Origin of the sequence: Thalassobacillus pellis (assembly GCF_016908295.1) — a bacterium.
GTDB classification, from domain to species: Bacteria; Bacillota; Bacilli; order Bacillales; family Halobacillaceae; genus Thalassobacillus; species Thalassobacillus pellis.
In genome coordinates this window covers 358,441-377,230 of the sequence record NZ_JAFBDO010000003.1, presented here as the reverse complement: position 1 = coordinate 377,230, position 18,790 = coordinate 358,441, and the positions used below count along the sequence as shown (strand labels likewise).

The window sequence follows — 18,790 nt, the reverse complement described above, 5'->3', positions numbered from 1 at the left end:
AGATTATAATACACTAACAAGACAAAAGGAGATGTAAGTTTTGAGAATTAGAAACGTGAAGAAACAGCCAAATTATAACAAAGATGAGCCAATCGTGATTGATTCATCTGCAATTAAAAAAAGGCCTCTGAAAAAAGGCGGATGCTGCGGTAAGAAAAGATAGTGACAAGACCTTTTGTTGAACCTCCGAATGGGATACATGTACGGTCTTTATTAACTAAACATTTATCATTTATATATATTCTATAAAAAAACTCCTTTCCCACCTGGAAAAGGAGTTTTTCTATTGTTAAATTAGTCTTTATTCATTTTCATTAACCTCTTCTTCTAAATACCATGAAACTTTAACGGAAACAAGCACATTATGATTACTGTTTCCCTGCCTTTTCCCGGAGTTTGAATTTTTGCAGCTTTCCACTTGCGTTTCTTGGCAGTTCATCAACAAACACATAACGTCGTGGCCGCTTATAACGTGCAAGCCGATCATCTGCTGTGCAAAAAGCATCTAGTTTTTCAGCTGTTAATCTCTCTTCTTTTTTCACAATATAAGCTACTACTCGTTCTCCCCATAATTCATCCGGCTCACCTATAACCGCTGCATCCATAACTTTATCATGGTCAAATAGCACATCCTCCACTTCCCTGGAATAAATATTTTCGCCTCCAGAGATAATCATATCTTTCACACGATCGCTGACCCACAGGTATCCATCTTCGTCAAAAGTACCAATGTCGCCGGAATGATACCATCCCTTATACATTACCTCTTCCGTCGCTTCGCCACGGTTGTAGTAGCCAGTCATCATACTTGGTCCACGCACAATGATTTCTCCCAGTTCCCCAGGAACACATAAATTGTCAGGATCAGCAGGACCGTCCTTCCTTGTCCTTGCCACACGTATTTCATGATTCAATAGGGCACGTCCTGCCGATCCTGCTTTTTCCAGTTGTTCATCTTCCTTAAGAACCGTAATAGCAGGACCCATTTCTGTCATTCCATAAGCCTCCAGTAACTGGATTCCAAGTGTCCCGTAAAGCTTTTTGACTAAGGCTGGAGCCATTGGCGCACCACCATATAATCCTTTTTTCAATGTTGAGAAATCGGCTTGGGACAGGTCTTCTTGAAGCATCATGTTCCACATTGTCGGGGCAGCAAAAAAAGAAGTAATCGATTCATCTTTGACGGTCTTAATAACAGTATCAGGCTCGAAATGGTGAAGGATGACATTCGTTCCTCCCATCATCACCCTTGGAAAAAAGGCACAATGAAGCTCAGCACAATGGAACATCGGCGCGACGCTTAAACCTCTTTCTTTTTCTGTCACATGCATAACCGCCCCCATTATCAAAGCCTGATCAATCATGTCACGATGGGTATGAAGGACACCTTTAGGGAGACCAGTCGTTCCCGATGTGTACATGATGGCATAAAGATCATCTTCTTCCACAGAACAGGGAGGATTTGTTGAAGCGGACCTTTTTACTTGGTCATAATAATTCACAGCAAAATCAAGGTCGTGCTGATCAATAGACCAAAATTCCGGTCCATCTGTCACTTCAGCAGCTTCAGAAATCTGCGGATAAGTAGCTTTTTCGAATATGACAATTTTAGGACTTGCATCATTCAAGATGAAAGTGATTTCCTTGGCCGTCAAGCGGAAATTGACAGGGTTGAATACTGCTCCGATTTTCATACAGGCAAAAAGGGCTGTGGCAAATTCAGCTGTATTAAATAGTACTGTGGAAACACGGTCTCCCTTTTCTACACCAGATGCCCGCAATGAGTTAGCAAGCCTGTTTACTTCCTCATTCCACTTTTTGTACGTCCATCTCACCTGAAGCCTCAAATCGACTAAACCTTCTTTATTCGGATATTTATCAACGGTTTGCTCGAACATACTACGTAAAGTAGGTCCCATTTTGGCTGATATCCCTCCCCAGAAATTTAATGGTTACTTATACGGGTAATTAGTCACTTGGGCTGCATGCGAATCGCTCCATCCAGCCGAATTACCTCTCCATTTAGCATTGGGTTAGTAATGATACTAGCTGCCAATTCACCGTATTCTTCCGGATAACCAAGCCTTTGCGGAAAAGGTGTCATTTTTCCAAGAGACTCCTTCGTAGATTCCGGTAAGGTGGCGAACATTGGTGTTTCAAATAATCCAGGCGCAATTGCCATAACCCGAATGCCATGGCGGGCAAATTCCCTTGCAATCGGAAGCGTCATACTGGATACTCCGCCCTTAGAAGCACTATAAGCTGCCTGGCCAATTTGTCCTTCAAATGCTGCAATCGAAGCAGTATTGATAATTACTCCGCGTTCCCCCTCCTCATTAGGTTTATTATCCTTCATTCGTTCTGCTGCCAGCCGAATCATATTGAACGTACCAATTAAGTTGACTTCTATCACTTTGCTGAACCGTTCTAAATCATGTATTTCTTTTTTACTGACCACCTTTTCAGCTATAACGATTCCTGCACAGTTGACGATAGCCTGGATTTCCCCGAACTGATCCTTCGTTAAGTCCAGAACTTCCCGAATGTCCTGTTCAGAAGTCACGTCGGTAGCATGAAATAAACAACGCTGCCCTAATTCCTGGGCTAACTTTGCCGCACTTTCTTCATTCTGATCAGCTATGACAGCTTTACCGCCTGAAGAAATAATTTTCCTTACGGTTGCTGCCCCAAGCCCTGAAGCTCCCCCAGTTACTATGGCAGTACAATTTGAAAGCTCCACACTCATCCCTCCAAACGTTCGATGATTGTTGCATTTGCCATCCCCATTCCTTCGCATACAGCCTGAAGACCAAATCTCTTTCCTGTCCGTTCAAGTTCATGGACTAATGTTGTCATCAGCCTTGCGCCTGTAGCACCTAGAGGGTGACCTAATGCGATAGCTCCCCCATTGACATTCAGTTTCTCCGGATCTGCCCCCGTTTCTCTAAGCCAGCTTAATGGGACAGGGGAAAATGCTTCATTGACTTCATAAAGATCCATATCAGCTATACAAAGCCCGGCTTTTTGTAAAACTTTATACGTGGCAGGTATCGGACCTGTCAGCATCAAGGTAGGATCGGACCCGATGACAGCACGGGCTTTAATTCTGAATCGTGGACTTAGACCTAATCTATCTGCCATTTCTCTGGACATGAGCAAAAGTGCGGCAGCCCCGTCACTTATCTGGCTTGAATTTCCTGCTGTAATTTTTCCATTTTCTTTAAAGACCGGCTTCAAGCCGGCAAGTATATCAAGGGAGGTTTCTTCTCTCGGCCCTTCATCCTTTCTTACTTCAAGCTGCTTTCCTTCCTCATCGCAGATAATTAATGGCATTATTTCCTTGTTGAATCTACCTTCTTTTATAGCGGTAAGCGCTTTCTTGTGGCTTTCTAAAGAGTATTGATCGAGGTCTGTTTTTGTAAAACCCCAGTGTTCAGCAATACGTTCAGCTGATAACCCCTGATTTATGATTTCATACTTATCTGTCAGCTTTTCACTATGCTCTGTTCCTATCATGTTGGAAAACATCGGGACTCGGCTCATATTTTCAACTCCACAGGCAATGACAGTTTCCATATCGCCGCTCGCTATAGCCTGGGCTGCAAAATGTATCGCCTGTTGACTCGATCCACATTGCCGATCTAAGGTAACCCCGGGAACTTCTTTAGGAAAACCAGCAATCAACGCAGCGATCCTCGCCACATCACCTGCCTGCTCACCGACTTGAGTGACACATCCAGCAATGACATCCTCTACGATAGCTGGATCGACAGACGCTCTTGTTACCACCTCTTTCAAAACTTCAGCCAGTAGTTCATCTGACCGAGTACTGCTGATCAGTCCTTTTCTGCGGCCAACAGGTGTACGGACAGCTTCTACAATCACAACCTCTCTCATTGCTTTCTCCTCCCGTCACTCGAATGTCTGCTTATAAAATACTTCTATTTACTCCCCTTTCGCCAGTAATCATCTGTATCCCTGCCCTTTTGTATCATACGAGACCAATTTTCTTTGCGATGATTGTTTTCATAATTTCATTCGACCCTGCATAAATGGCTGCAACTGGGGCGTCACGAAATCTCCTTGCTATCTCGTATTCTTCCATATAGCCATACCCCCCATGGAGCTGAAGGCATTCTGATGCTACTTTCTTTGTGAGCTCGGTGATCCACCACTTGGCCATTGAAACCTCTTTTACGACATCCTGCCCATTCATATGGGCAGTAATTGTCCGGTCAAGAAACGTCCTCCCAATTTCCACTTCCGTCTGCAGTTCTACCAATTTGAACTGGGTGTTCTGAAAAGAAGCGATGCTTTGACCGAAAGCCTTTCTCCCTTTGACATAGCTGATAGTGAGTTCGAGCATTCTTTCTGATGCAGCTATGCCGCCAATGGCAACAATCAGGCGCTCCTGCTGAAGGTGTTTCATCAGGTAATAAAAACCCTCTCCTTCTTTCCCGATTAAATTGTCCGTCGGTACTTTGGAATCTTCAAAAATCAGTTCTGCCGTATCCTGGCTGTGAAGACCAACCTTATTCAGCTGCTTGCCTTTCTTAAACCCTTCCGTACCCTTTTCTACCATAAGTAAGCTGATTCCTTTATGCGGCGGGTCTGCTTTCGTATCTGTTTTACAGACGACAAGCACAAGATCCGCATGAATACCATTGGTGATGAACGTCTTTTCGCCATTCAAAATATAATGGTCACCAGCCCTGGAGGCGTTTGACTTTATTGCAGCCAAATCTGAACCGGCACCCGGCTCGGTCATAGCGATAGCGGTAATGAAATCCCCTGATGTACATCCTGGCAGCCAGCGCTTTTTCTGTTCTTCCGTTCCATACTGATGTATATAAGGAACGACAATATCATTATGAAGGCCTATACCGATCAGCCCTGTCCCCACTCTTTCCAGTTCCTCATTTATGACAACAGAATAACCAAAGTCCGCTCCCACACCTCCATACTCTTCCTCCAGCCATGGACAAAGGTACCCCTGTGCCCCCATCTTTCTCCAGAATGAACGCGGGATTTCGCCATTCTTTTCCCATTGTTCAAAATGTGGATAGGCTTCTTTTTCTAAAAACCTCCGCAGGGAACGCCTTAATATCTCATGTTCTTCTTTTAGATAGGCAGCTCTCATTCCCATCCCTCCACCCAGTTGTATGAAAATTCTGACTATGTTCATTTTACCTTATTTAAGAAATGAACAGAAGTACTGTCTTACACCAAATTTCCGTTTTAAAAACAAAAAAACACAGAACCTGCTTTCATGGCTCTGTGTAAGGATCTTATTTCTTCATTGTTTAATAAACTCGCATTCATTTGTCTTTATTTAATCTTATTTTTAGACCTTATAAATTTTCACTACGTGTAAAGACTCTGCAAAAATTTCATACATTTTTAGTGTATTAAAAAAACTCGTTATGTTTTTAATGTTTCTTCTTTATTTGAAGTCTTTTCTATTATCCGTACAGCTTTCCCTTCTGACCTGGGAATAGTTTTGGGCTTTACAACTTTAACATCTACGGAAATGAGACAATTATTTTTCATTACCCTCTGTACACGATTTGCCAGTATCTTCACATTGTAGTGATTCAAGTCCATATCTATATCAGCATAAAAAGTATCATCGACTTCAACATGAAGTTCGACATGCTGCATACTGCCGCTTTTTTGCATATGCAGCTGATAATGTGGCACAATTCCTTCTACAGTTAAAAGGAAATGCTCAATCTCAGACGGAAATACATTTACACCACGAATGATAAGCATGTCATCAATGCGGCCTTTTACACGTGACATTTTAATAGTTGTCCTCCCACAGGCGCACTTTCCCCTTTGCAACGAGGCTATATCCCCTGTGCGATAACGAATAACAGGGAAAGCTTCTTTTGTAAGGCTTGTAAACACAAGTTCCCCATCCTCCCCCTCAGGCACAGGTTCCAGTGTATCCGGATTGATTACCTCAGCAAGGAAATGATCTTCCGCGATATGAAGACCATCCTGGACTTCATGACACTCAATTGCAACTCCTGGCCCAAGTACTTCACTTAACCCATAGATATCACAAGCTTTGATGGAGAACTTCTCTTCTAATGTTCTGCGCATTTCCTCTGACCAGGGTTCTGCACCAAAAATTCCGTATTTCAATGATGTTTTTCTTGGATCTTTCCCTTGTCCTTCCATTTTCTCTGCGATATTCAACAAGTAAGATGGTGTTCCGCAAATGACTGTCGGCTGAAAATCTTCAATCAGTGCAATTTGGCGATCGGTATTCCCTCCGGATACCGGAACCGTCGCCATGCCAAGCAATTCACTGCCAAAATGGAGTCCAAGTCCTCCGGTGAATAATCCATACCCGTATGCATTATGCAACACTTCTCCCGGCTTTCCTCCTGCCGCTGCAATGGACCGTGCTACCAATTCCGACCACATTTTAATGTCTTTTTCAGTATAGCCTACGACAGTGGGCTTCCCGCTCGTTCCTGAAGAGGCATGGAGACGAACCAATTCGGACTTGTTGACCGCAAACAGACCGAACGGATAGTGATCTCTAAGGTCGGATTTGACCATGAAAGGCAGTTTATGGATATCCCCAAGAGAAGTAAACTGATCAGGTTCTATCCCCAATTCCGCAAATTTTTTTCTGAAAAAAGGAACCTTTTCGTACACTCTATGCAATGTGCTTCTAAGTCTGTTTAACTGTAATTTTTCCATCTCCTCAGGTGAAGCGCTTTCATTTCCGTGTAAAATCAACAGTATCTCCTCCCAGTTTTTTAATAACACCAATTAACTGTGACGGATTTTTAACGATATGTAATTTTAATGTTATTTAACACTAAATCTACCTTTAAAACCTTTAAAAGTCAACATCATTTTGGAATTTTCTGAAAACAAAAAGATACCTGGAACTTCCACTTAATGGAGGTCCAGGCATCACCTATGCTGATATACCGGATTCAATTATTTCTGCATCCACCTTGATTTTTATAGGTATTCTTGGATACATTTCTTTCCATTCTCGTTTACTGAACTTCCCTCGGCGATTTTTCAGCTCATTCCCTAATCCCAACGGATCGATTCCTATTTCCTGAAATTTGCTTATCATAGCTTCCGATTCGCGCTTTAAATGCTTTTCAAATTCCTTTTCGATGTCCTGAACTACTTTCCCCTTTAATTTAAGGTGAATATTCTCTACTTCATTGACAAAACCGTTCATCTTGATATTTATTTTAAAGACTGGATTTGTCCTGGTACCCTCAACCCGATAAGTGACTTGTGAACCAATATTCTCCAATACAACATGCTCGCCTTTAAAGTCAATTCCTTTTGTTCCCTTTTTGAAATTTTGAACCAGGGATTTAAATATAAAACTTTTGTCAAAAGGAACCGTATGAACGAACTTCCCAGCTTTGAAAAATGCGATTCCTTCCAGCTTCACATCATCACCTTCACTCTTTACCAATGGTAAGTATGCATCCATTCCTTGGGCATAAAAGGCAAATAGAAACTTATGCAAATTGGTGTCCGGAAAGTTGCTGTGCATTGTGTTCTGCTTGATCATTCCTGTTACAAACTTGGCAGTATCCTCCCTTTTACTATACTGGGTTTCTATTATATCCGAAGCTTTACCATCCGCTATAGCCAGTAAGATATTTCTTCCAATCTCTGGCTCACGACTTAATACGTCAATTATCTCCTCCAGCCCATTTCGGGCAAGCTCTTCACCATAAATGGATAGTTCCAGTTTCCCAATGGAAATAGGTTTGGATAATTTACGCTGGATACCTTCGTGTACTTCTTTTACTGACTTGCCGACAGCCGATTTAGTAAGTTCGGTGGATGTACCTTTCTTTTCCCCTCGACCGAATTGTGGAATAGAAACAGTTGCTTTTATCCGATCCTCATCTACATAATCATAACCCGCAATCTGTATAATGTTACGATCCTCGACACTGTAGGAATAAGCACAGCCGCTGAGAATAAGCATAAAGCTGACGATAAAAAGTAAATATAATCTATTCATCGGCTTTTCTCCTTATCCCTCGCAGTTTTTTTAATAGAAATAGTACAGGAATATACATCAGGATATAAAACCCGATCCAGTTGGCAAACGTATTCAGGAATTCCAATTCCCGACGTTCATTCAACAAGATAGATCCTATATAAAGAAGAACACAATAACAAGCTACTGCATAGATCTGTTTCACTTTAAATATCCGTTTTGGTATCCTGCTCGCTGCCCAAAGCGCGAGACAGATGTTGGGTATAACAACATAAAGCCATATAGCTACACCGATATATTCGAATCTTTCTATAAAAGGAAATTCCACTATTTTCCATAAAGAAATAGTCGCCCATGTTACTTGCTCTAATTGCTTTTCACTAAAATAGATGAAAGAGGCAAGGGCACTTACCATATAAATACAAATCGTCAAAAACACTCCGTAATGCGCCCATTTCTTTGAATTATTTGGATTCTTTATAAAAGGATAAAAAACAAATAGCAGCTCGATTCCTAAAAAACCAAGCACACTGGTCTTGGCAGCTTTCAGCAGTTCCAATATACTATGGTCAATATGGGGATACAGATTGGTCACTACCCCTGCCTGTATAGGGAAAAATTTCAACAATAACAATGGAAGCGTCAGCAATACACTAATTACACAAAGACCAGTTATTAGTCGAAAACCTCCATGGACAAGGTAAAAAATAAGTAAAAGAGTGACAGCCGTGAAAAACCAAAGCTGCAGGCGTGGAAAAATCCATACTTGAATTACTTCTATAAATGTCCTGAAAACCACCAGTGACAGTAAAAATAAATATATACTGAATATGAAACTGAGAAACCCTCCCAAATATTTACCGAAAACCTCTCTGTGTACAGAAACGATATCCCCATTGGTGTCATGCAAGATTTGATAAATCATCCACAGCAGCAAATGGATTCCAGCCCCGGCAATTAAAATGCTGAGCCAGGAATCATAACCTGCGTCTTTTGCAATGTAACTTTCAAAACCGAGGATACCCACTCCAACTTGCATCGCGTTAATCAGGAATAAGGCAAAAAGTGGAGTAACCAACAAATTTTCAGGCACATTCGCATCTGGCTGCGAGCGTGTAATTTTATTCATCAATATCCCTCTTTTTATTGGTTTCTCTAGGATCAAAACGGGTCGATTCCACTGGACGTGTCTGAACCGGACGTTTGGATTGCTTATCAAACGGTAAACGGATGAACGCATCTTTCAAATCTGTAAAACGAAGAGGATAGAGTGGTGCAAAAAACGGGTTCCCAATTGATGTAAGCTTGATCAAGTGCCCGATGTAGAAAACCATTACCATAGAAACACCTACTAACCCCCACATCTGGGCCCCTATAATAAACGGAAAACGTATTAACCTTATAGTGTTACCAATTTGATAAACTGGTGTAGTAAATGATGCCAGCGCGCTTAAAGCAACAATAATCAAAAGAACATTACTCGTCAGTCCGGCGTCAACTGCTGCCGTCCCAATAACGATACCCCCCACAATACCGATTGTTTGACCGATCTTAGCAGGAAGCCTTGCTCCTGCCTCCCGAAGTAATTCAATCGCAAGTTCGAGAATGATTACCTCAAGTATTGGCGGAAAAGGGATATCAGCACGCGATGAAATGATGGTAGCCAAAAGCTCTTCTGGTATCATTTCATGATGATGTGTCAGAATAGCCACATATAATGGTGTACTTAACACGGAAAATATTACGGCAAACAGCCTGATCAGCCGAAAAACAGTGGCCAAATGCCAAGGCAGAAAATAGTCATCGGATGCCGCAAAAAATTCTACAATCGTTGTCGGGCATGTTAAGGCGTGAGGAGAGCCGTCAACAAGTACAGAAACTTTCCCCTCCACAAGCGCTTCAGTTACCCGGTCCGGTCGTTCTGTATCTAATAATTGCGGAAAAGGAGAATTTGAATTATCCGCAATCATTTGTGTTACAAATGAACTGTCTATAATCTGGTCGTAATCTATATCTTTTAACCGTTGAATGACTGTCTGCACGTTTTTCGGATTAGCGATTCCATCAATATATAAAACTGCAACACGTGTACTAGTAACTGTCCCAACTTTGACTTCTTTCATGATAAGATTTGGAGTATGAAGACGTTTTCTAATCAGGTTAACATTTACCTCCAACGACTCCACAAACGCTTCCTTCGGTCCAACCACACTGAATTCCACTTCAGGTATCCCGACTTTTCTGCCTTTCGTGGAAAAGGCTGGTATCAGAAGTGCCTGTTTATCTTTTTGAGACATTTGTATGGCAATATGCCCGTTCAGCACTCTATCTTTGATGTCTTCCGCCTTTTCCGAAATCCTTATATTTTCAACTGGGATGTTTGCTTTTATTTCCTCTAAACTTTGAAATTCTTTTCCTTTTAGTGTTGGAAGAATTGATTCATTTAATGTTTTGATTTCGCTAATGGTGCTTAAATAGGAAATGACACAACTCGTTTTTCCTGTAAGTGTATAAATTTCAAAGTCATTCGACTCTTTTAATGCTTTATAAAAGGAATGAACATTCCCCTGATTGCTATTTGATTGATTTCTACTTCTTCTCTCCCGTACCATACGAATACTCCTCATTGAAGAAACTCTTCTAATCTCTATTCTTGCCCTGAGGATTATAAGTTATTCTTTTAATGGGCAAGATAAATAACATAATTTCTGAAGGAGGAGAGAAAATGATCCTGGCATATATTGTTCCGCTTGCACTACTTGTTTTATTTTTCCTCTCTGTCTTATTATTGCTGGGATGGGTAGCAAAACTCTTTCTGTTTATACTTCTTGTTTGGCTGACAATCTCTCCTTTTATTCTTCTTTATATTGAAGAAGTGAGAGAAAAAAGAAGCTCACAGAAAACCTGAGAGCCAGAGCACAAGCACCGGGTCTGGATGGAACAAAAACGCTAAACGACTTGCTCATCCACTGAAACTAATAAAAATATAGCGCCCTAGTGGACGCTATTACAGAGACGTTCGATTAGATTAGACAAATTTCCCGGGAAATAGTAATAGTCAGGAGGCTTTCAGATAAGTGGATTTCCCCCATATAAGCCCAGGAATTATAAGGAGTGATAATATGAGGACACCGTACCAACCAAGAAAATCCCATAGAAATCCCGTCAGCGTACCGCCACCTGCGACACCAATGTAATAGCTGACAAGATATAAGCTTGATGCTCCCCCTTTATGATGCCTGGCCTGTTGGTTCACACATGACGCAATCATGGAATGGACGACGAAAAACCCTAGACACAATATTCCCAAGCCTAGATAAATGACCGTAACGGATGGTACAGCAGTCATCATTAAACCGATAAACATTAAACAAACATTGATTGTAACAATTTTATCTATTCCAAATGACAAGGAAAGTTTGCTGGCAATAGGCGAACTGAGCATGCCAAGCCCATAAGCGAAATACGCAAGTGTAATCGATCCAATCGTTAACGTGAAAGGCTCGCCGTTCAGATAAAAGGGCAAGTAAGTCCATATTCCTGTAAAGATAAGTTGGATGACAACCCCCATGTAAAAAGCCGGAATGAGGTTTTTATTTTTCAAATGAATGAACATCATTGTCAAATCTTCTTTAATTGGAAGTTCACTTGTTACAAAGTTTCTGGATTTTGGCAATAGACTCATAAACGCCACAAAGAAAATCACCTCTATGCCGAACAACAGCCCCAATGCCGTCTGCCAGGAAGTAACATCTGTCAGGTACCCGACGAAAACTCTGCCAAACATCCCCCCAACTGCATTACTTGCGATATAAAAAGCAATACCTATTCTGACACTTCGTTCTTCAAATTCTTCTCCTATATATGCGATTGCAGCAGCAGGTAATCCTGCCACAAAAAAACCTTGAATAAACCGGAGTACCAGCAACTGACTGAAAGACTGCGCAAAAATCATTGCCAAAAGTGGCAGCATTGATCCAAGAATGGTCGCTTTCATCAGCCAGCCCCTGCCCCAACGATCAGAAATCAGTCCAAAAAATAATAATCCGATTATCAATGATAATATCGTCAACGAAACCAGCAGGCTGGATGCGGTTGGTGATACATCAAATTGACGGGAAAAAAGGGGAAGAATCGGCTGAATCATATAGATATTGGAAAAAGTCATGATCGAAGCTACGGTAAGCGCGATAAGGGCCTGCCAAAAAGCCTTGTCATTTGTGGAATAGCCTTGTTTTTCATTGGCGAATGTTCTTTGTGATGGCATTTCGATTCACTTCCTGGATATTGTATGTAAGCTGTATTCCCGATAAAAAGAATTTATATCAATTTCAGGAGTATAAACAGTCATGTTAGGATAGGTATGACACTAATAATTAGGAGTGAAACCCATGTTCAAACCTATCGCTACAGACAAAGCCCCAGCTGCTATCGGCCCATATTCCCAGGCAGCAGATGTGGGAAACCTGATTTTCATTTCCGGACAAATCCCCCTCGATCCTAATACGATGGAATTTGTATCCGATAACGTGAAGGAACAAGCGGAACAGGTAATGAAAAATATAGGTGCCATTTTATCGGAAGCAGGTCTTTCTTACAAGCATATTGCAAAGGCCAGCATCTACCTTGATAACATGGATGACTTCAAGGTTGTAAACGACGTATATGCCAGCTTTTTAAGTGAACCTTTCCCGGCAAGAGCTGCTGTTGAAGTAGGCAGACTGCCAAAAGGGGCAAAGGTAGAAATCGAAGCAATTGCGGTAAAATCATAAGGGGATAGATCAAAAGCGCAAGCGCCTTGCTCACCCCCGACAAGCTTAATCTGTCTCAGGATAACATAATAAATAGCCTTCACCTAGCTGGTGTCAGTTAGGTGAAGGCCTTTTTCGGTTTGACTGCGGGCTCCTTAGGAAAACGGGTGATTCAAGACCCGGCAGTGTGAGTTGTAAAATCGAATGAGGGACGGTGAAGCCTGCGGAACGCCCCTTAGATCAGCTTGGAAGTGGTCTTATTGACCATAGCTTTAGCCAGTGTCCGCGGAAAGCATCCGCCGGTAAGCTTTCTGGCGAGCATATTCGACTCCTGAGCGAGCGTATACTAATCAGCGAGCATCCTGCCTTCATAACCAACAGTAAGCTATTACTTCTCCTTTAGATATAGCTGGTGAAGAACTATTTGATAACTAATGTTACTCTCAATATTAAAACGAAATCATTGATACACCGTAGCTTCTATTTACTCACTCTAACGATTGAATAAATCCATCAACTACCTGATTGAATCGCTCCGCCTCTTCCAAAAACGGGCAATGACAACTACCCTCAAAAATTTCCAAAGTAGAGTTTCGAATTTCACGGTGGAGATGCTCCCCTGCAGCTACTGGTATCAGTTTTTCTTCCCTGCCAAAACATAGCAATGTCGGAACATTTATGGCAGCGAGATACTGCCTGCAATCAATAATGGACTGATCAAAGAGAATGGCACTGGCTATTGATGCAGGCACACTCAATGTCTCTTTAAGCATCCAGCTAAGCTCTCTTTCTGGTACTTCCTCTTTGAACATTAATGGCAGAAACCCTTTCAATAATTCTGCCTGATTCGTTTGTATCCCCTGCATCATACCAGTCAATCCTGGAAGATCAAATGCTCCAATATCAAAGTCCGGCCATTTAAAATCAGAAGCAAGCTCATCAACGATAACTGTTGCTTTTACATTCTGTTCCCCGAATTGATGAAGATACTCCCATATGACGAAAGCTCCCATCGACCAGCCGACAAGGGTAATTTCTTTTAAGCCTAGCTTCTGAATAAATACGTTTAAATCTTTGGCATAATTGGCGACTGTATGTCCGGAGTCGGCATGTGTCGACTTGCCATGCCCCCTCAAATCGAGGGCGAGCACTCGGTAACCTTCACGAAAATATGGAAGCTGTTTTTTAAAAAAACGACTGCTCATCCAGACACCATGGATAAAAATAACGGGCTTGCCCTCCCCTTCATCTTCATAAAAGAGGTGCATTCCTTTTTCAATCTCGAGATAAGGCATGGCAACGTCTCCTTTAAAGTAAAGTTTTCACCCATCAATTTTATGCTTGATTTCTTTACTTAATGATTCGTGCTGCATGCTGTAAAAATTATTCTTCCACTGTTCCATGAAGCAGCGTGTAGTAGTCTACTTTTTCGTCAGATGTAGCATATCCATGCCTTCCATTATCATAAGCAATCAAAATATGACCTAATTCACTTTCTAATTCCATTATCTTCCTGGTTTGTTCTTCCGTCAATTCTGCAAATTTATATTCCACAAACATTTCCCTCCTTTTTTCATTAGGTCTTGCTTCGCCTCACCAATTAACCTAAAAACCATTATCATGAGAATCCAGGTGAATCTCATCTGGCAGTTTTTTTGAAGCTCCAGGTATCTTACGGGAATTAAAATCGATGACATCTGAAGAATAGACAGACACACTGAGCTGCCCTCCATAAATTTTTGCCCGAAGCAGCAAGGGCTGATTATAATCATTTTTAAAAGTGAAATCAGGGCCGTACCAGCTCACAGTCGCATCCCTGCCTTTAGGAACATAAGGCACACGCTTACTGTGCGAGTATCTTTCCTTAATTTTTACCCCAGCATTATCGACAGCATTATATAGTGTTGAAGAAACCTGGCAAATTCCTCCGCCAATACCCTCTGTCACTTCTCCTTTGACAATTACCGGTGCTGGTTTATACCCCTTCTCTTTCGTTCTTTTTCCGACAACTTTATTGAACGAAAATGTTTCACCCGGGAAGACAACATGACTGTCAATGCCTTTAGCTGCTAATTTGATGTTATGGGATCGTTCTTTATTATGCGAATTGAAATAAGTAACATAATGGCCAATCTGCTGAGTTCGGATATTGGCAAGCAATTCCCTGTCCACTTTAGGATGAATTGGTAGTAAAGGAACCTCAAACCTGTTTTTTCCACCCTCATATAGATAATTGTATAATTTACTCATGAAGTTTTTTCTATGAAGTTCATATCCAACCCGTTCAGGGACTATTTCTCCTGATTCCCCTATTTTTGCATCTACCGGGGCTTTAGCAACTTGTTCTTGCACTTGCCCTATTACATTATCGATTTTGAGTTGATCGATAAATGGAAACAGGATATTATGTGGAAGCAATTGTTCAGGCGGTGAGGTATAAATCTCTTCCCCATCATGTGTAAGTATTAAGTTATTTGATTCAAGCATTGGTGACATCAGTAACAGCAAAACAATGACGGTTTTCATATCTTGTACCTCCCATTGCTAGTATGAGTAAAAAGCAAGTTATCATGTACTACATTTTTTATGCCGGTTCTTCGTCTTAATCATAATTTTCACAGTGATTTCCAGAAAAAACTCTTGTATTTGAGAGAAATATCTGGTAAAGTACAATCAATTAAATATTTTTCTTACTTCATTACATTGAAGTGAGGATAGAGGTGCAAACACCATCAGTACGCAGCGTGAGGAGAATGGGATCCCGCGACCGTTGCGAAAAGGGGTATTTGCCGAAGCGGAGAGAATCTCATGTTCTCCATGCTGGTTCTGCTGTTGAAAAAACACAGGACTGTCATATAGGAAACTATATGGAGGGCTATCTGACGCAATGGAACGGTTTAATTAAAAAATCGTTTCTACAGCAACAGCGAACCCTCGTTGTTGTTTTTTTATTTGCGGTAACTTCCGAATGGCCCTGATCACCTCAAAGCTTCAAAAATTTTACAAAGGGTGTGAAGGTAATGAACTTTGGCCAGGTATTAACAGCAATGGTTACCCCATTCGACCAGAATGGAGAGATTGATTTTCATGCAACAAGAAGATTGGTAAATCATTTGATTGCCAATGGAACGGATGGATTGGTAGTAGCAGGAACCACTGGAGAAACGCCGACCTTGACGACAGAAGAGAAGCTTGCTTTGTTCCGATGTGTGGTAAAAGCTGCAGACCGAAGAGTGCCAGTGATTGCAGGAACAGGTTCCAATAACACAAGAGCATCGATCCAACTGACAAGACAAGCTGCCGAAACAGGTGTAGATGCTGTCATGTTAACAGTTCCATACTATAACAAGCCATCTCAGGAAGGGCTATATCAACACTTCAGTTCTATCGCTCAATCAACGACACTTCCAGTCATGCTGTACAACATTCCAGGAAGAAGCGCTGTCAATATGACTGTAGAAACGATTGTAAAACTCTCTGAAATCGATAATATTGTCTCCGTAAAAGAAGCAAGCGGAAACTTGGATGCCATGGCAGAAATCATCAGCAATACCTCACATGAATTCACACTGTACAGTGGCGATGACGGCTTAACATTGCCTGTCCTGGCTATTGGCGGGGCAGGAATTGTCTCTGTATCATCCCATGTAATCGGGAATGAAATGCAGGATATGATTTCAAGTTATCTAAACGGAAACGTCCACCGTGCCGGTGATATCCATCGCCATGTTCTTCCAGTTATGAGAGCCCTATTTGCCGCACCAAGTCCATCTCCTGTGAAAGCTGCACTGAATATGATGGGCGTCTACGTAGGTGAAGTCCGCCTGCCGCTTGTACCTTTGACAAGTGAAGAAATGAGTATACTTGGAAAGGCTTTGCCGCAAAACAAAATAGAAGCTGCGGGATAAATCACCAATAAAAGAACGCCTTTGATGAAAGGAATACCATTCCTTTTGTCCTGGGCGTTTTTTTGATTAGAAAAAAGATTTCAAGTCAATATTCAATTTAACTTCCCCACTTCTCCTTAAGCTGCTGTATTTCTTTTTTATGAGGAACATGTTCTTTTGGAGTCTCTAAGATAAATGGTATCTCCGAAAATAATTCCGAACCTAACAGTTCTTCAAATTGATTTTCTGAAATATGTCCAGGGCCAAAAATATTGGCATGACGATCTTTCCCTGATCCTGATTCATATTTGGAATTATTTAGATGGACAGCCTCTAAATAGTTGATATAACCAAGTTCCACTCCCTTTTCATATAAAACTTCCCAATTGTCCCCATCCCATAATCCACTGGCAAAGGCGTGGCATGTATCAAAACAAAACCCGATTTTATCAGCGTAATCAGATAATTCTCGAATCCGAACGAGTTCCTCGAAAGTCGTCCCCATTGTCCCAGGCTTACCCGCCAGATTTTCGATCAGGATTTTGCATTTCCCCTCCCAACGTCCAAGCACCTCATTAAGTACTTCAATCATTAATCGATAACTGGCAAGCTGATCACTTCTGAAGACTTGTTTGCCAAAATGTACAACTACACCCAACGAGCCACATAGTTCAGCAATCTCCAAGTCATTTAACAAAGAAGCAATCACCATTTGTTTCTTTTTTTCATCGGTCGGTGTAAGTGTCGTGGGGTATGGAGTATGAGCGATTGAAAGCAGCTCATTTTGTACACAAAATGTTTGGCATTGTATAGCGTCTTCTTGATTATATTCTTTGACTGACAGACTTCGAGGGTTTTTGGGAAAGTATTGAAAAGCAGAGGCATTCAAAGCATTTGCTTGTTTTGCAGCCCCTAAGTACCCTTCTTGTATAGAAACATGGCTTCCAAAGCGCACGGCAATCCTTCCTTCCCTATTTTTTATTAGAATTACTTTTCCCTTATACATCATTGTCATCCGAATTGTCTTTATCGTCAGTTTCAAAAGATGGCGGGAAACAAGAGCTGAAACCTGCCCCTGCGTATGTACACAGCACTCCCCCTTTAGATGAATAAGGACAAAGCTGTCCCAAAAGATGGGACAGCTTCTTTCATGTCATTGAATATTTTCCGGATGAATATTTACCTCTACCGGAGGTGTACCATGCATATAAGGTGGTGCAGGTGTGAGTGCAGGCTTTTGCCCACGCGCTTCCGGATTTTGGACGTAATCGAAATTAGCCTTCCCATCAATCGATGTACCAGTAGCCCAACGTCCTGTACGACTTTCTTCCCCTTCCGAAAAGTTCATGAAGGAATAAGCAACATCCTGGATTTCATGATCTGGACTGAACGTTGATGGTACGACTGAACCTTGTGACTGCTCAAGTTCTTCAATAGCTGCCATCCACTGGTTCTGATGCATTTTATCCCTGGCGATTAAGAATGACAACATGTCCCTTACTCCTGGGTCTGTAGTCATTTCATATAAGCGTACCACTTGCAGCCGTCCTTGAGACTCTGCATTCAAGTTTGCCCGGAAATCAGCCAACAGGTTGCCGCTGGCGATGGTATACCTGGCATTCCATGGGTAACCGGCACTGTCATTGGGCTGGGCTCCTAAACCATTTACAATGGCATGTTGAGGGTTCATTCCTCCTAGTACAGAGGCGACAATTGGATCCTGAGCGCCAAACTCCTGGTCCTCTACAGGAGCACCGTCTAACAGCTGGGCGATCATCGTTGCAATCATTTCAACGTGTGCCATTTCTTCTGTACCTATATCCAACAGCATGTCCCGATACTTATTATCCGCCCGACAGTTCCATCCTTGAAAGAGGTACTGTATCATGACAGACATTTCTCCGTATTGGCCTCCCAGTATTTCTTGCAGCTTTTTAGCATACACCGGATCTGGCTGGGAAGGCTTTGCATTATATTGAAGCTCTTTTATATGGTAAAACATTATATTTTCTCCTTTAACAAGTTGATCTGAAACTAAGGCTTTCCTACCTATCTTTCCATGCACTGGTTGTTACATGCCCATTGGAAGGAAATGATTTTTAGTAATTATGGATAAAATTAGTGCCAGAACAATTATCGCCCTCGCC

17 protein-coding genes and 1 riboswitch are annotated in these 18,790 nt (G+C 41.7%); of the genes, 3 read left to right on the top strand and 14 right to left on the bottom strand.

From position 1 onward, the window contains the following. Positions 1-368: 368 nt before the first annotated feature. The 8 genes from JOC33_RS12400 to JOC33_RS12365 all read right to left on the bottom strand — a co-directional run bounded on the left by JOC33_RS12400 (position 369) and on the right by JOC33_RS12365 (position 10,617). Entirely contained in the window at positions 369-1,919 is a 1,551-nt protein-coding gene (locus tag JOC33_RS12400; RefSeq protein WP_205092836.1) for a fatty acid--CoA ligase, read from the bottom strand. Positions 1,920-1,972: 53 nt separating this feature from the next. Then, on the bottom strand, positions 1,973-2,740 hold the full coding sequence (locus JOC33_RS12395; protein WP_205092835.1) for an SDR family NAD(P)-dependent oxidoreductase: 768 nt from the start codon (positions 2,738-2,740) through the stop codon (positions 1,973-1,975). Between the two features lie 2 nt (positions 2,741-2,742). Next, a complete protein-coding gene (locus tag JOC33_RS12390) occupies positions 2,743-3,897 on the bottom strand; it encodes a thiolase family protein (RefSeq protein WP_205092834.1) in 1,155 nt (384 codons plus the stop codon). A 94-nt stretch (positions 3,898-3,991) separates the two neighbouring features. Continuing rightward, on the bottom strand, positions 3,992-5,140 hold the full coding sequence (locus JOC33_RS12385; protein WP_205092833.1) for an acyl-CoA dehydrogenase family protein: 1,149 nt from the start codon (positions 5,138-5,140) through the stop codon (positions 3,992-3,994). A 281-nt stretch (positions 5,141-5,421) separates the two neighbouring features. Next, the gene (locus tag JOC33_RS12380; RefSeq protein ID WP_205092832.1) at positions 5,422-6,756 is read right to left on the bottom strand and encodes a phenylacetate--CoA ligase family protein; all 1,335 of its coding nucleotides are present in this window, start codon (positions 6,754-6,756) and stop codon (positions 5,422-5,424) included. 184 nt (positions 6,757-6,940) lie between these two features. After that, positions 6,941-8,026: a Ger(x)C family spore germination protein gene (locus tag JOC33_RS12375; protein WP_205092831.1), complete on the bottom strand. Its 1,086-nt coding sequence runs from the start codon at positions 8,024-8,026 to the stop codon at positions 6,941-6,943. Further along, a complete protein-coding gene (locus tag JOC33_RS12370; protein ID WP_205092830.1) occupies positions 8,019-9,134 on the bottom strand; it encodes a GerAB/ArcD/ProY family transporter in 1,116 nt (371 codons plus the stop codon). The genes JOC33_RS12375 and JOC33_RS12370 overlap by 8 nt, the downstream gene beginning before the upstream one ends. Beyond that, entirely contained in the window at positions 9,127-10,617 is a 1,491-nt protein-coding gene (locus JOC33_RS12365; RefSeq protein WP_205092829.1) for a spore germination protein, read from the bottom strand. Before JOC33_RS12365 ends, JOC33_RS12370 begins: the two co-directional genes overlap by 8 nt. A gap of 113 nt (positions 10,618-10,730) precedes the next feature. On the opposite strand from JOC33_RS12365, the gene JOC33_RS12360 reads away from it, so the two are divergent. After that, positions 10,731-10,913: a hypothetical protein gene (locus JOC33_RS12360; RefSeq protein ID WP_205092828.1), complete on the top strand. Its 183-nt coding sequence runs from the start codon at positions 10,731-10,733 to the stop codon at positions 10,911-10,913. Positions 10,914-11,063: 150 nt separating this feature from the next. Here JOC33_RS12360 and JOC33_RS12355 read toward each other — a convergent pair whose 3' ends face one another. Beyond that, positions 11,064-12,272 carry an MFS transporter gene (locus JOC33_RS12355; protein WP_205092827.1) on the bottom strand — a complete coding sequence of 403 codons (1,209 nt, stop codon included), beginning with the start codon at positions 12,270-12,272 and terminating at the stop codon, positions 11,064-11,066. 124 nt (positions 12,273-12,396) lie between these two features. Between JOC33_RS12355 and JOC33_RS12350 the strand changes: the two genes are divergently transcribed. Then, positions 12,397-12,777 (top strand): RidA family protein, encoded by a 381-nt coding sequence (locus JOC33_RS12350; RefSeq protein ID WP_205092826.1) that lies wholly within the window; start codon positions 12,397-12,399, stop codon positions 12,775-12,777. Positions 12,778-13,244: 467 nt separating this feature from the next. On the opposite strand, the gene JOC33_RS12345 is transcribed toward JOC33_RS12350, so the two are convergent. The 3 genes from JOC33_RS12345 to JOC33_RS12335 all read right to left on the bottom strand — a co-directional run bounded on the left by JOC33_RS12345 (position 13,245) and on the right by JOC33_RS12335 (position 15,282). Further along, positions 13,245-14,051: an alpha/beta fold hydrolase gene (locus JOC33_RS12345; RefSeq protein ID WP_205092825.1), complete on the bottom strand. Its 807-nt coding sequence runs from the start codon at positions 14,049-14,051 to the stop codon at positions 13,245-13,247. A gap of 88 nt (positions 14,052-14,139) precedes the next feature. After that, positions 14,140-14,310: a hypothetical protein gene (locus JOC33_RS12340; RefSeq protein ID WP_205092824.1), complete on the bottom strand. Its 171-nt coding sequence runs from the start codon at positions 14,308-14,310 to the stop codon at positions 14,140-14,142. Between the two features lie 51 nt (positions 14,311-14,361). Then, positions 14,362-15,282 (bottom strand): VanW family protein, encoded by a 921-nt coding sequence (locus JOC33_RS12335; RefSeq protein WP_205092823.1) that lies wholly within the window; start codon positions 15,280-15,282, stop codon positions 14,362-14,364. 181 nt (positions 15,283-15,463) lie between these two features. Further along, positions 15,464-15,642: riboswitch (Lysine riboswitch) on the top strand. Between the two features lie 134 nt (positions 15,643-15,776). Between JOC33_RS12335 and dapA the strand changes: the two genes are divergently transcribed. Continuing rightward, positions 15,777-16,664, top strand: a complete 888-nt coding sequence (dapA, locus tag JOC33_RS12330) for a 4-hydroxy-tetrahydrodipicolinate synthase (RefSeq protein ID WP_205092822.1) — start codon at positions 15,777-15,779, stop codon at positions 16,662-16,664. A 97-nt stretch (positions 16,665-16,761) separates the two neighbouring features. Here dapA and JOC33_RS12325 read toward each other — a convergent pair whose 3' ends face one another. After that, entirely contained in the window at positions 16,762-17,598 is an 837-nt protein-coding gene (locus JOC33_RS12325) for a deoxyribonuclease IV (RefSeq protein WP_205092821.1), read from the bottom strand. A 198-nt stretch (positions 17,599-17,796) separates the two neighbouring features. Further along, on the bottom strand, positions 17,797-18,645 hold the full coding sequence (locus tag JOC33_RS12320) for a manganese catalase (protein ID WP_205092820.1): 849 nt from the start codon (positions 18,643-18,645) through the stop codon (positions 17,797-17,799). Positions 18,646-18,790: the final 145 nt, after the last annotated feature.